Source organism: Desulfopila inferna, assembly GCF_016919005.1.
Lineage (GTDB): Bacteria > Desulfobacterota > Desulfobulbia > Desulfobulbales > Desulfocapsaceae > Desulfopila_A > Desulfopila_A inferna.
In genome coordinates this window covers 9,838-24,921 of sequence record NZ_JAFFQE010000005.1, presented here as the reverse complement: position 1 = coordinate 24,921, position 15,084 = coordinate 9,838, and the positions used below count along the sequence as shown (strand labels likewise).

Annotated in this window: 9 protein-coding genes; all 9 read right to left on the bottom strand. The window is 49.8% G+C overall.

What is annotated here, in order from left to right; translation table 11 throughout:
* Nucleotides 1-121 precede the first annotated feature (121 nt).
* A complete protein-coding gene (locus JWG88_RS13125) occupies nt 122-2,107 on the bottom strand; it encodes a HAMP domain-containing methyl-accepting chemotaxis protein (protein WP_205234245.1) in 1,986 nt (661 codons plus the stop codon).
* Between the two features lie 329 nt (nt 2,108-2,436).
* Entirely contained in the window at nt 2,437-2,898 is a 462-nt protein-coding gene (locus JWG88_RS13120; RefSeq protein WP_205234244.1) for a ferritin family protein, read from the bottom strand.
* An 82-nt stretch (nt 2,899-2,980) separates the two neighbouring features.
* Entirely contained in the window at nt 2,981-3,880 is a 900-nt protein-coding gene (locus JWG88_RS13115) for a CoB--CoM heterodisulfide reductase iron-sulfur subunit B family protein (RefSeq protein WP_205234243.1), read from the bottom strand.
* A gap of 33 nt (nt 3,881-3,913) precedes the next feature.
* Nucleotides 3,914-4,417, bottom strand: coding sequence for a 4Fe-4S dicluster domain-containing protein (locus tag JWG88_RS13110; RefSeq protein ID WP_205234242.1), 504 nt, complete (start codon nt 4,415-4,417; stop codon nt 3,914-3,916).
* A gap of 9 nt (nt 4,418-4,426) precedes the next feature.
* Nucleotides 4,427-7,525, bottom strand: coding sequence for a 4Fe-4S binding protein (locus tag JWG88_RS13105; protein ID WP_205234241.1), 3,099 nt, complete (start codon nt 7,523-7,525; stop codon nt 4,427-4,429).
* Between the two features lie 10 nt (nt 7,526-7,535).
* A complete protein-coding gene (locus JWG88_RS13100) occupies nt 7,536-8,666 on the bottom strand; it encodes a 4Fe-4S dicluster domain-containing protein (RefSeq protein WP_205234240.1) in 1,131 nt (376 codons plus the stop codon).
* Nucleotides 8,667-8,683: 17 nt separating this feature from the next.
* On the bottom strand, nt 8,684-9,145 hold the full coding sequence (locus tag JWG88_RS13095) for a hydrogenase iron-sulfur subunit (protein ID WP_205234239.1): 462 nt from the start codon (nt 9,143-9,145) through the stop codon (nt 8,684-8,686).
* A gap of 15 nt (nt 9,146-9,160) precedes the next feature.
* Nucleotides 9,161-12,535 (bottom strand): NAD(P)-binding protein, encoded by a 3,375-nt coding sequence (locus JWG88_RS13090; RefSeq protein ID WP_205234238.1) that lies wholly within the window; start codon nt 12,533-12,535, stop codon nt 9,161-9,163.
* The gene (locus JWG88_RS13085) at nt 12,528-14,831 is read right to left on the bottom strand and encodes a (Fe-S)-binding protein (protein ID WP_205234237.1); all 2,304 of its coding nucleotides are present in this window, start codon (nt 14,829-14,831) and stop codon (nt 12,528-12,530) included. The genes JWG88_RS13090 and JWG88_RS13085 overlap by 8 nt, the downstream gene beginning before the upstream one ends.
* Between the last annotated feature and the right edge of the window lie 253 nt (nt 14,832-15,084).

Sequence of the window (15,084 nt, the reverse complement as noted above, 5' to 3'; positions counted from 1 at the left end):
TTAAAGCGACAGAATTAGCGGAATGACAATTCGACAAGTTATGTTATTTAAAAGGGCATGCGGTAACCCAAAGACTGAGCGGGTGAAGACACTCACAGCGTTACAGCCCCTTTTTTGGGTTCTAGACTTTAAATCTGGCGATCATCTCCTCAAGCTGGTGGGCCAGGGAAGAGAGGTTGTTGGCGCTGTCCTGAACCTGTGAACTTCTGCGGGTTAAACCTGAAGCTGCATCATTCACTGCGGAGATGTCCTTACTGATGTTGTTTACCATGACTGAAGATTGAGCAACATTTTCATTCACTTCTGAAATGCCGGCTGATGATTGGCTGATATTTGCGACAATCTCATCGGTGACCGAAGCCTGCTCGTCCACGGAAGTGCCAATGATATTGATGACTTGATTTATTTCATTGATTATCTTTGAAATCTTCATGATATCCTCAAGGGTCGAGGATGTGGTTCCCTGTACACTTTCGATCTGATTCCTGATGTCAATGGTAGCCTTGGCTGTCTGTCCGGCAAGTTCCTTGATTTCATTGGCCACTACGGCAAAACCCTTCCCAGCCTCACCGGCGCGCGCCGCTTCAATGGTGGCATTCAGAGCGAGAAGATTGGTCTGTTCGGATATTTCTGTTATTGTTTCTGTAATTTGGCCAATTTTTGTAGCTGCTGTGCCCAGAGCCTCCATTTTTTCAGAAGTAAGTGCGGACTGTTTAACGGCCTGACCGCTTATCTCCCGAGCTCTGTCGGCTCCTTCGGAAATTTTCGTGACTGTGGAAGACATCTCTTCGGTTGCTGAAGCTACAAGGCTGATATTGCTGGAGGCTTCTTCCATGGCAGCCGCAACAGAATTCATATTTGTGGTCATCTCTTCCGCGGCACTGGCAACAGTGGTGGATTTCCGGGAAGTATCTCTTGACCCGGTGGACATTTCCATTGCAATTTCTTTCAATTCCTCCGAACTGTCGGAGAGGGTGGAAATTCCCTGAATGATATCCTTCAGCATCGCTCCAAGTTTCTTGGTCATGGTATTGAGCGAGCGTGACATTTCGCCGATCTCATCCCGTTGGTCTATATCAAGTGTTCCGGAAAAATCACCCTGGGCCATAACATCTGCGTAGGAAGCGGTTTTGAGAATAGGGCGGGTAATAATTCTGGTGAGCAACCAGGCCAGCAAACCGCCGATTACCAGGGCCGCAGCCGCTATCAGAAGAATAGCTGTTTTGGAATTATCGGCTCGCTTCTGGAGTGCCTGACCGAGTTTATTCTGTTCCTGCTGTACGGATTCCGTCAGGGCTGAAAAGCTTGCGGCGATGGACGGACCAATTTCTTCAAGTGCCACCCTGGCCGTCTCGTCCCGTTGCTGGATGATGTTCACCAGTTCTTTGAAATTGGAGAGATACACCTTAGCCGCCTCTCTGGACTGCACTGCTTTTTCACGACTGACGTCATCGAAGAGCAAGACCGTCATTTTTTTGGCAAATTCATCGAACTCGATTAATTCTTTTTCTACTTTTTCGGCAGAAGACAAGTCGCTGGAATCAAGAAAATTGAAAACATTAATCCTGGTAAGCAGGAGGTTGCGAAGAGCCATGCCGGCAAGGTAGGAGGCAACCTCATCCTGATCATTGTGGGCCGTATCCATAATCTCAGCAAGGTCAGATGCGATTTTTTGTCCACTGACTGCCAGATTATTGTCGAATAATTGGTTGCGGCTCTCTTTTAATGAAACAATATGTTGAAAAGCCGTTTTGAAACCTTCTATTTTTTCGGCGATGTTGCGGAGATTCTTTTTCTGTTGAGGGTTTGTTGCCTTCTGTCGAGCCGTCTGCATACCTTTTTCGACTTTGGCTAGATATTCATTGTAACCGACGACGGAAGCCGCATCACCACCTATGATAAAATCCTTCACATGCATCTGCACTCCAAGCATGTCAGCCTGAAGCTGAAAGTTGAGATTGGCGTTTTCTACGTATTGATTATAGGTATTCAATCCGGTAGATACTCCGCTAAGGCCGCTCCAGGAAAGGAGTGATACGATGAAGAGCAGCACCAGAACGAGGCCGAAACCACCACCTATTTTCTGCACCAGATTCAAAATTTTCATAAAGCAGATAACTCCATTGAGTTGAGAATAAGGGTAAAACTGAAAATTTGGCGTATATTATCTGTATGATAATACTTCGTCAATTAGTAATAAATAGTTTAGGATGGGCTGGTTAAAAGCTCGATCTACATTGTTGAGATCTGAAGCAGTGGTTAGTCGATTCAGGATGGTGTTGAGGCAAGCGGGGAACTACAAATTCCAAGAAAAGTAGATCGGTCCGATCTATAGGTGAGCTGAAAGATTGACAAGCTGGCCTGGATGAACCGGAGTAAGCCGAGAGCCGGCTTTCTCCAGTTCTTGGAATAGAAAATATGCAAATTGAAGGTGTGCTAGTTTCCCTGACCCTGAAGATAATCGTCGTACATTTTCTCAAAAGTGAGTTTGTGCTCTGATTCTTCCTGGACCAGCAGTCTGAAAAGTGCAAGGGGTTCCTGGTCGGCGGTTTTATCCGCCAGATCTTTATAGAGTTTGACAGCCATTTCTTCCCGCTTCATCGCCAGGGCTATAATATCTTCCATAGGCATGCCTTCTTCATATTCTTTTTCAGTCAGGTAGTCGCTGATCTTCAGGTCAGCTATAACCTTGGGCTGATAGGAGGCAATGGCAGCCGTGTTTTTGCCCAGAGACGTGAGGAGCTTTACATGCTTGGCCTCTTCCTGCGCCAGTTCCCTGAAGGTCTGTTGTAAAGAAGAGATCGATTCTTTTTTGCTGAGATCGGTATAAAAGGCAACCGCCTCCTTCTCTTTGCCGATGGCAAACTTTAAAATTTCGTCAACGGATCCAAATTGCATAGCTCCTCCGAATATGATGGTTACCCGTCCCGCAGAGAAATCCCCGACGGGACGGTATCGCTGAATAGTTAAAGATGCTGCTTTATGCGGCAACCTTGGTCAGATGATTATGGATGGCATCACGCGGAACATTGCAGATCGAGGAAACCTGCTTGGGATCCTTGCCGAGACAGAGGGCGAGCAGTTGGTTATAATCGAAAACCGGTATCTTATACTTCTCTTCGCCGATCTGCTTGTTAATCGTATTCTGTACATTTTCCATATGCATCAGGCAGGTTATGCAGGAGACCGCGATAAAATCTGCCTTGGTCTCCTCGAGAATGGCATCGAACTTGCTCTTGGCAAATTCAATTGCCTGCTCCGGTGTAGATTTCATAAAACCACCGGCGCCGCCGCAGCATTGCATCTCACGACTATAGGAATCTACTGTTGCACCAAGTGCCTCCACTAATTGCCGCATTCCCTTTGGCTTACGGGGGGAGTCCTCAAAGCCGACCACCTCGCTGGGATATAGGGTGTGGCATGGGTATTGAACGATGCCGTGCAATCCTTTCAGACTGAGGGTGATCTTCTCGGATATCTTCTCCGGTGTGATTTCGCGGTAGAGAACTTCAGACACATGGCGGATTCTGGTACTGCCTGTGACGCTCCGCCCCGTCGGTTCGAGCAGTTCGTTAACCCGTTTTTTCTTTTCTTCGTCATGCATGATATGCTCACGCCCCATTCTCAGGGAACTGTAGCAGGAACCGCATTGAACGAGAATGTCTCGTTTTTTCTGTTCGGCGATGGAAAGATTCCAGCCGCTTGTTGCCAGCCAGGAGTCCTCGTCGGTTGATGGAAAGGCGCCGAATGCAGGACAGCAGACATAGTTATCTGCGTCTACCAGATCGACATCAAGCTCTTCCATGGAAGCCCTGATGGCGCGTTCGACATCGGGGCGAACAGCCGGGGTGTTACACCCTAGAAATAGACAAAATTCCATTTTATTTTCCTTTTAACTTAAGGTAGTTGCTGGTTAACCACCGAACATATAGTCGTTGGCTGCTACCACCGGTGTTTTCATGAGCATTTCCCGGAACATTTTCAGCTGTTCCTCGTTGTTGGTGATAATCGGCAGTGGTGGCAAACCCAAGGCTTCCCTGGTCTCGACGTTGGTCCCGACGGCCTGGGTGTATCCTCTCTTGTAAATTTCCACTATTGAAGGCGGTACCCGTGTTTCATCATTGGCCGACTGCCATTGCCGGATATGAAGAATAAGCTCAAAGGGCTTGACGTCCATGGGGCACATTTCCTCACATCGAGAACAACTGACACAGGCCCAGGGAGTGTCTTCTTCAAACAACTCTTCTTCAAGGCCAAACAGCACCTTGCGGGCCAGGTTGCGGACAAGCAGAGGTGGATCTCCGTAAGAGGCAGGACAGCCGGAAAGGCAGGTACTGCAGTTAAAGCAGTGCTGCAGGTCACCGGTATTATAAATATCCTTCCATAAATCTTTGATTGATTCTGTTTTGATGTCCATTGCTTACCTCTATTTAACCGTGGAAAATTCCAGGTCATCCGAAAGTGTGGAGTCAATGACCGACATGAACTGCCTGTCGCTCCAACCGGAGACCTCTGTAGCATTGTTGCGGCAGGCTACGGCACACATTCCGCAACCTTGACACCCGGCAGGATCGACCTCGATACGATTTTCCATTTCATTGTAGGATCGTGCCCCAAAGGGACAAACACTCACGCAGCGCTGACAGCGAATACATAGGGAATCTTTCACTGTCGAAGTAATCCGTGCTGTTTGCAGATCGCCTCCGGAAAGATAGGTATACGCCTTCTGAGCGGCCGCTTCCGCCTGCATAATGACATCGGGAAGTGGCATGGGGGAGTGTGCTGCACCGGCCAGAAAAGTCCCGATCTGCTTGAGTTCGATTGGTCTCCACTTGGAGTCGGCTTCGTTGAAGAAACCATCATGGTTCAACTCCAGGCTGAACGCTTTTGCCAGATCTTTGTTGCTGGGTTCCGGATCCACCCCGGTTGAAAGGACGAGATAGTTGGGGGAAAGCTCTACCGGAGAATTGAGGACACTCTCGTTAAAGGTTATCACCGGCTTGCCTTCGACTAATTCCACCTGCGGTTTGGAATCGGGACTATAGCTGACGAATATGACGCCTGCCAGACGAGCCTTGGTGTAATACTGCTCCAGAAACCCATATGTCATCATATCACGATAGAGCACAAAAACTCTGGTTTCCGGATTCTTCTCTTTTATTTTCAGAGCATTGGCAACAGCCCACATGCAGCAGATACGACTGCAGTATTCGCGTTTGCCTTTTTCGCGTGAGCCGGCACATTGAATCATTACAACATCTTCAGCCTCGCTGAGATCGATCTTGCCGTTTTCCAGTCCCTGCTTGAATTCGAACTGGGTCATAATGTTGTCCGACTGGCCGTAACCGTACTCCTCGGTAGCGCCCTCCTTTCCACCGGTCGCCATTATAACGGCGCCATGATGCAAATATTCATTTTCACCGTTGCCGTTGTAGACAAGTTTCGATTCAAAAGAGCCTAACGATCCTTCCGTTTTTTCTACCTGAGCATTGAGATGGACAGTAATTTTCTTATTTTCGTAAACCTTCAGCTTCATGTCCTTTGCCATTTCCATCGGGGCCAGGCCATCAACTGTAGAGGCGATGAAATTACCTGCAAATCCACCCAGTTCACCAGATTTTTCAACCAAATGAACGGGAACTCCACGATTAGCCAGCGACAATGCCGACTGCATGCCGCCTATACCGCCACCTACCACCAGCGCAGTATGGTTTATTGGGATCGAGCGTACGTGCAAGGCTGGTTTTTCCTTCATCGAGGAGATGTCGGAGGTGATCGCTTTGATGGCCCTCAGGGTCCATGCGGCTTTGTCATCTTCATGTATACCTCTGCGGGAAATTCCCAGAAAATCGAAAATCTGTACAAGCGAGGAGTTGAAACCGGCCTTTCTCGCGAGGTCTTTTATTTTACGGCGATACATATAGGGCTGGCAGGCCCCGATGAGAAGACGGTTGCAGCCGGATTCGCTAAGAATATCCAAGGCCTCTTGCCGACCTGCTTCCGAGCAGATCGACTCGATAACATGGACGGCACCGACTTGATGGACCTTTGTCAGTTGAGCTTCCAGGAGTTTGGCATCGAAACCTTCCGCCCCGGCAAACTCACCGCATTTGCAAATGAGTACAGCAACATTTGGCAGGCCGCGATCGTCGGTTTTGGGTTCTGCGACATTTTCTCCCAGTGTTGTCTCAACGTCTATGGTAGTGAGAAAGTTTGTCGCCTCTCCGGCTGCGGCAATGCCGCTGGACATGGCTTCGCTGATATCTGTGAGGCCCATTAGTGAACCGCACATGTAGATCCCCTGTTTATTGGCGATTTTTACTTTACTGTAGGGTTCCGTCGCCAGAAGTCCCAGAGGATTGAGGTCAGCGCTGATCAGATCAGCCCACTTTTTATGGTCGGCAAAAGGAATCTGACCGGTGGAGAGGACCACGATATCATAATGTTCGATAAAAAATTCGTTGGTGTCCGGATCGAAATAGCGTATCCGCAGACTACCGTCGGGTTCACGGACAACTTCCTGGACGCGGCAGCGGATTAGCTTGACTCCATGCTCATCAACAGCATTTTCTCGGTACTGTTGAAAACCTTTGCCAAAGGTGCGCATATCCATATAAAAAATGGTGGCCTCTATATCTGTTCCGCCTTTTTCCTTGGCCAGGACAGCCTCCTTGAGAGCGAACATGCAGCACACCGAGGAGCAGTAATCTCTGTTCTGTCTTCTGTTACGTGACCCCATGCACTGGATCCAGGCAATTTTTCTGGCGGGCTTACCGTCGGATGGCCGGGTTATGGTGCCGTAATTGTAGGTGCCGGTGCTGCTCAACATCCGCTCAAAAGCCAGGGAGGTGACAACATCCGGGGACACGGCATATGATTTGGCATCCTCAAATTCTCTGGTATTGTATAACTTGACGCCGGAAGCCAGAATTATGGAGTGAACCTCACGGGTCTCCATAACATCCTGAGCGTTCAGGTCGATGGCATTTGTTGAACAGACTTCAACACACTGACCGCATTCCGTACATGCATCTTTGTCTATGAGAAGCAATTGGGGAACGTTATGGGGAATCGACTTGTAAATGGCCTTGCGCATGGTCAGACCGTGATTGAACTCATCTTCAACCTCAACCGGACAGACATCAATACATTTTCCCATCTCATTACAGACCTCGGCATTGACATACCGCGCCTTTTTTTTCAGCTCCACTGTATATTTTCCTGCATCACCGGAAACATTGACGACCTCGGTAAACGGGAGGATCTCAATATTCTCATGATAGAGGCTCTTTCGCATACAGTATTCCGAAGAATACTCACGTCCTACCATGGGCAGCATCCGACACATTCCGCAATGGTCGGTGGGAAACTGATAGTCAAGCTTTGCCAGGATTCCGCCCACCTGGGTGGAGGCATCCGTGAGCAGAACCTTATAGCCTGTTTCCGCCAGTTCGATAGCTGCTTTTATTCCAGAGATGCCGGCTCCGGCCACGAGGACTGTGCCTGTCGGCTTCTTTTCTGCCATAATATCTCTCCTATTTAACCTGACCTGTTACTTCCATGAGTTCATCGCTGTCGAAAACTGACAGCGGCTGCGGTTCATCCACAGATCTGCCCGCCTCATACTCAAAGCGTGCCTGGGCCTTCTCTGCCGCGGTTCTGAAGATCGGCATGAGCTCGATATCATTGGGACAGGCTGAAGTGCACTGTCCGCAACCGACACAGAAAGCGGCAATGTGCGTCATGCGGGTCAGGTGATAAAAACTTGTGTCAGTGGGCATTTTCAAAGTGCCGTTGCTGTTGGCCCAGCCGATGAACTGTTCGCCTTTGTGACGAAAGGTATCAGTCACGAAAACGCATTCTTTACAGTAGCAGACCGGACAGGCAACTCTGCAGTTATAGCAGTTGATGCAGGCGGCAAGTTTATCCTCCAGTGCATCAAATGTGGCAGTCTCTTCACGATAGGCCGCAAAAAGTGCATCCCGTGCTTCAGTGCGTCCGGCGGCAACCTTCTTTACCGCTTCATCAAGACCACCGGGGGCGTCGCCGAATTTGGCACCTGACTTACTGAGCGCTTCCTCTCCCTTTTCACTGAGTGCTTCGACATAAAGTGTGCCTGAACCGGCACCTATTGTACGAAGGTGTATATCTACATTCGCAGGGGAAGGATATTCGCAGATCTTGCAGGCTCCGGCTATATCATTGCCGGCTGCTTCCGTTTTTCCGTTGAGGCTATTTTCAATGAAGGCCTCTGCGGTGCCGCCGTCGGCTTGATATTTGAGAAAATCGGTGTTCTCGTATCGGCCGAGACAGTCCATGCCCACCAGGAGCACATCGTCGAGATTGGCCTGCTTCAGTTTGACCAGTTCGATAAGAGCCCGTACTTCACAGGAGCGAAGCACCATGGCAATTTTCTTGCCCGAAGGACTGGCTGTCAGCGAGGAAGCAACTTTGGCACCATTTACCGGCACCACTGGTGCAAAAGGATCTATGTTTTGAATATGTTCTTTTGAGGTTACCAGAGTCTGCATGACCCCTTTTCGTGGTTGAGCCATGGGAGCAAGTACAGCATCCACTGCGTTATTTTCCAACATATCCGAAAAAAGCTCGGATACACGTGTATTGAGTTCGCCTTTATTGAAAGACAATTTTATAAATTTAGCCATTATTGCATCTCCATTTCTCAAGCGACCATTTCTTTGGTCGTGTTCAGGCTGGGTTTAAGTTCCTGCTGCTTCCTGTTCAGGGGGCTAGGGCCGAGTTCTTTGAGCCTCTCCGTCATTTGATCGGCTACTTCCTTGAGCATCGTTCCCTCACTGGCCGCAATCCAGCGAAGCCAGAGACGGTCAGGTCCAATGCCGTACTGACTGAGCAATTCAGTAAGCAGGGCAACCCGGCGTCTGGCCTTAAGGTTGCCGTTTATATAATGACAGTCGCCCGGCCAGCAGCCACCGATCAGAACACCGTCGGCGCCGTTGAGAAATGATTTGAGGACATACTTCGGATCCACCATACCACTGCACATAACGCGAATGATCTTTAGGTTGGGCGGGTACGAAAGACGCGAAGTACCTGCCAGATCAGCAGCTGTGAATGTGCACCAGTTACAGAAAAAGGCTACTATTTTAGGTTCAAACTCACTCATGTTCAGGCTCCTCATTTAATATGTTAATATTCCATCAATTTCCGCAAATATTTGTTTGTCTGTGAAATGTCGAACCTTCGGTGCGCCGCTTGGACACCCGCCGGAACAGCTGCCGCATCCCTTGCAGACAGCAGAATTGACTTCACTAATACCGGCAAAGTCATTGAATTCGATTGCGCCGTAAGGACAGAGACTGATGCAGAGCTTACAGCCGACACAGATGTCTGGATCGATCCCTGAAATCATTGGCGGAACCTGGACATGTCCGGCAGAGGAAAGGGCAAGGCATTCAGCGGCCGCACCCTTCGCCTGGGCCACAGTGTCCGGGATATCCTTGGGTCCCTGGCATGCGCCGGCCAGAAAAACACCGCTTGAAGGTGTGGAGACAGGAGCAAGTTTGGGGTGCTCTTCCTGGAAGAAGCCGTCCTGCCCGATACCAATGCCGAATTTCCTCATCACCTCTTCGGCGTTTGGTCTGGCCTCCATGGCTGTACAGAGAATGGCCATTTCGACATCGACTTCGACTATTCGGCCGGACAGGGTATCTTCCGCCTTGACCGTCAGGATACCATTCTCCTTTTCGGTGATTGAGCCGGCTTTGCCGCGGATCATGCGCACGCCTTCTTCCTGCACCTTTTTGTAGAACTCTTCATAGCCCTTGCCGAAGCAGCGCATGTCGATGTAGAAGTTGTAAATTTCGGTATCATGGCCGCATTTGTCCTTGAGAAGGTGGGCATATTTCAAGGCATACATACAGCAGGTCCGGGAACAATATTCGTGATGATTCTTGTCACGGCTGCCGATGCAGTGCAGTATGGCGACACTTTTGGGCGGAGTGGTAAACTTCATTTTGTCATTCAAATCTCTTTTCAGCAGTTTGCCGGAAGTCGGTCCGGTTGCATTGGAGAGACGTTCGAATTCGAGATTGGTGAAGACGTTGGCGTACTTGCCGTAGCCATACTGCGTCATCGGTGTCGGATCCATTGGATCAAACCCGGTGGCAATGATGATTGAGCCCACATCAATGACTTCCTTCTTGTCGGTATCGACATGATCGATGGCTTGCGCCTTGCATTGATCCATGCACAGTTTGCATTCACAGCAACCGCCGCAGTCGACACATCGGGACGCTTCCTGCATCGCCTGTTCTTCAGAAAAACCGAGTTCTATTTCCTTGTAATTGCTGATACGTTCGGCAACCGGGAGTTCCGGCATCCTGGCTCTTTCCACTTTGACGGTCTTCTCGGGAATCTTCTGCCAGTTGGTTCCTGTGGGGCGCTTCTGCCTGTCCTCAAAGAGTTCTTCACCCTCGAGGTATCTGGCGATGGATATCGCAGCCTCCTGACCGGCGCCTACAGCTTCAACGGCAATAGATGGTCCCGTATAAACATCACCACCTGCGAATACCCCGGGTCTGCCGGTATGAAAGGTGATTGGGTCGGCGTCAATGGTCCCCCAGCGGGTCAGCTCGATGCCCTCCGTACCGCTGATAAATTCACTGTTGACTTGCTGGCCTATTGCAGGAATGACCATGTCACATTCGATATCATATTCCGATCCTTCAATCGGAACCGGTCTTCTTCTGCCGGACTCGTCCGGCTCGCCGAGTTCCATTTTGATGCATTTGACCCCGACTACCTTGCCATTATCCGTCAAAACTTCGATGGGATTCTGCAGGATCTCAATTTTGATGCCTTCTTCTTCGGCGGCCTTGATTTCCGCAGTCACCGCGGGCATTTCTTTTCTGCTGCGGCGATAAACCATGGTGACGTTTTTGGCGCCCTGACGAACAGCCTCACGGGCCGCATCGATGGCAACATCGCCTCCGCCGACTACAACCACCTTCTCTCCGGTGGTCACCGGCTTTTTACGGTTGAGAAGACCAAGATAATCGATGCCGTGCATTACTCCTTCGGCATCTTCGTTCTTGATATTCATCTTGCGGCTCTTGTGGGCGCCGGCGGCTATATATACGGCTTTATAGCCCTCAGCCAGAAGGCTTTCGATGGTACGCTCACGCCCTATATCAGCTTCAAGCTCGATGGCAACACCGAGCCGTTTGATGTAATCCACTTCCCGGTCCAAAATCTCGGGCGGCAGCCTATAGTCGGGTATGCCGTAGCGCAGCATACCTCCACTCTGTGGAGCTTTCTCGAGGATGGTGGGGTGGTAGCCTTCCTGGGCAAGAAAATAAGCGGCGGTAAGCCCGGCGGGTCCGGCACCGATAATCGCCACTTTTTCATTGGGATCTTTTTTGGCGATCTCGGGAACTGGCAAGCTTTCCCAGTCTGCCTGGTCAGCTGCAAAACGCTTAAGAGAGCAGATGGCCAGTGGTTTGTCGACTTCCTGTCTGCGGCATTCGGATTCGCAGGGAGCCGGACAGATTCGGCCAAGCGATCCAGGAAGAGGCATTTTCTCCATTATCAGCTTGAGCGCTTCTTGGTGCTTGCCCAGTTTAATAAGAGCGACAAAACCCTGGATGTTGATGTTGGCGGGACATCTCTGAACACATGGTCCACGATCTTTCTTGTCGATAACGTAGCGGACCGGGACCGCCTGCGGGAAGGCGATGTAGATGGCTTTTCTCGATTTAGTGTGATTATCCCACTCATTCGTGGTCTCGACAGGACATACCTTGGCGCAGTCGCCGCACCCCGTGCAGTTCGGTTTAATGTAGCGTGCCTTCTGGTTGAGGGTCACCTTGAAATTACCCACAAACCCTTCAACATCGACAACCTCACTGTAGGTCCTCAACTCAACGTTCTTCTCCTGACCCACAGCAACCATTTTCGGCGTACCGATACAGGCGGCACAGTCAAGCGTAGGAAAGGTTTTATCATACTGCAGCATATGGCCGCCGACGGTGGGCTGAGTCTCCACCAGATATGCCTTGTTGCCTGAGGAGGCGATAGTGAGTGAAGCCTCCATTCCTGCGATGCCGCCGCCGACTACCAGAGAATTGGGATTTACCGGAAAAGTTTTCGGTACCAGTTTGTCTTGATAAGCTACCCGGGATAGACCTGCCTTGGCTATGGTGATGGCCTTGGCGGTTGCCTCGTCCTCATTCTCCGTGACCCACGAGCCATGTTCGCGGACACAGACCTGATGGAAGGCGTGATAAGGATTCAAGCCGGCCCTTTCACAGGCTGCCCTGAAGGTTTTTTCATGCATTCTGGGAGAGCACGCTGCGACTACGACACGTGTGAGATCGTGCTCCTTTATTTCCTTCTCGATCAGTTCCTGGCCGGGATCAGAACACATAAAGAGATAGTCTTTTGCCACTACTACCCCGGGGAAGGTGCTTGCATATTTGGCAACCTCCTCAACTCTTACCCTGTAGGCAATATTGATACCGCAGTGGCAGATGAAAAATCCAATACGTTCAGACATGATACTCCTCCTGATTAGCGCTTGTGGTTTGACCCGATATATATGATGCTTCTACGGATTGGAGAAGAAGCTCTGCCACATCACGGACAGCAATTTTATTTTGGGCACCAAGTATTGCAATGGCATCGTTCAGCATACGGATACAATAGGGGCAGGCGGTTGCGATGATCTCAGCTCCGGTATCCATGGCTTCACGTACTCTTTGAACGCCGTGGCTTTCGTCTATCGGCAGAATGTGCCAGGCTCCGCCGCCTCCGCCTCCACAGCATTGACTTCTCTTCCTGGAGTTCTGCATCTCTATGATTTTAAGCCCCGGAATACTCTGCAGGATTCTGCGCGGTTGTTCATATATTCCATTGTGTCTGCCGAGATAACACGGATCATGGTAGGTTACCCTGCTGTTCACCTCAGTGAGCGGGGTCAGACTGCCATTGGTGATCAGTGCATCGAGCAGCTCAGTGTAATGAATTGTTTTGGTGTTTTCCTCCAACTCCGGATAATTCTTTTTGAAGGCATTCAGGCAATGGGGTGAGGATGTCAGAATCTTTTTCACATTGTTTTTCAGGAAAAGATCGGTATTCGCCTTGATGAGGCTTTCATTGACGGTCGCCGCACCTATTTTCTCAGCCTGATCACCGCAGCACGATTCCGCTGTGCCGAGTGTCCCATAGGAGACATCGCCTATTTCCAGAAGCTTGACCAGGGCGGTCCCACTGCTCAGACTCCCTTTTGCGGCTGTATCGTCATAAGCGGTGGTACAGCATGTGAATAAACAGTATTCTTTATCTTGGCTGAAGACGGGAATCTTGGGTGTGTTTATCCAATCTGTTTTTTTGGAGCGTTTGCCGCCCCAGGGATTACCTTCTTTTTCAAGGCTCTTAAGAGGTGCCTGCAGATATTCAGGCATAAATTTTCCTTCCCCTATCTGTCTTCGCACCGATTTGATAAGACCGATAATGTCGATTCCGCGGGGGCAGTTTGCCACACAGCTGTTGCAGGTCACACAGTTCCAGGAGACATCATCCACATTGGTATCTGTAGCCCGGTTAAGGGCCAGATTTCTGAGGACCAGTCGAGGGCTGTAATTGTTGGCATGAGTCGACGTACACACACTGGTACAGGTTCCGCACTGCATACAGGTCTTGAAGGCTTCGCCGATCTCGTGTTCCATATCGACGGGATCGACCTGTGAGTCATGTTGTGCTTTCGCTTTTATAGAGGTGAGGAAGATGGCCAGCGGTCTGTACATCAGATGGGACAGTTTGCCGAACGGCAGCATGATCATCAGCATGCCCACGCAGATTCCCACATGAATGACATAGATGGAGTAGGTGGTCAAGGGCAGCCCGCCGAGTCTGGCAAAGTGGACCAGAATTCCGGTGAAAGCGATGGCAAAAATGAGAACCAGGAAAAACATATCTGTAAAATCCGAATAACGATGCAGATTTTCTTCCTTTTTAAACCATCGGCCATAGAGCATGCTGGTTGAGCCTACCAAGAGTGCAACCGTGGCGTAATACCCGACGATTCGGGTCGGATGCCAGAAAGGATGGACTATATCCGTTTGGAAAGATGTGAGGAAAATCATGACCAATACTTCCATAGCTACCCAACCGGAGAAGAGAAAGAAGTGTCTAGCCCAGGCACTTGAAGGCCCGGTACCGCACTTTCTCCACTTTTTCTGAGTGAAGTAGTTCAGGATAAAGACAGGCGCCTGGGTAAAATAAAGCTTCAGCGGAACTTTGGTACCCTGCATGATCTTGAGATACATGTTTATTGCATTGGAGCCGAGCAGCCCGAGGACAATCAGGATCATTATTTCATCGCCGATATGCACGTAATGCGCTGGGGCAAAGGCGTTCAGGGCAACATAGTCGGTAATGACAGGACCATGAAAAAGTAAAAACAATGACATGACAAAGAGTGCGATGCCGGCAAAGGCTGCAACTTCCAATTTCGGAGAGGCGTAAAAGAGCCTGGCAAGACCTGTCCAGTCATATTGGGTTGTCAGCCAGCGGCGGGTTGCCATCATTGTTTCCGCCGGTTCTGCACCACGCGGGCAGTCGGTGTTGCAGTCGCCGCAATAGTAGCAAAGCCAGGGTTCCGGAGATTCCAGAACCTTATCCTTCAGGCCGAGCTGAAGATAGCGGTAGATTTTCCGAGGAAAGGTGTTTTCACCTGTAGACAGAGGACATGCCGCAGCACAGTTGCCACACTGCATGCAGATTTCCATATCCTTGGCACCCAACCTCTTGATCTCGCCATAAAGATTTTGACTGATACCATAATTCTTCAAAACATTCTCCCTTCTGTACCAGTAGGTGGGTTAATGAAAGGACGTCGGTTTGAGACCGCCTCAAGGACGTTCCATATCGCTTTGATAGAGTATGATGCGGGCAAAAGACAATAATTGCATATGCACAATACGCCTATTGTGAGTTTTCTGCCGGAAAGGGCATCACTACAATGTAGTATATTTGGCATATGCATATTAAGGTCCGTCAGCATGATTATATTACGTAGATAAAAATTGCAAGGGTAAAAGGAGC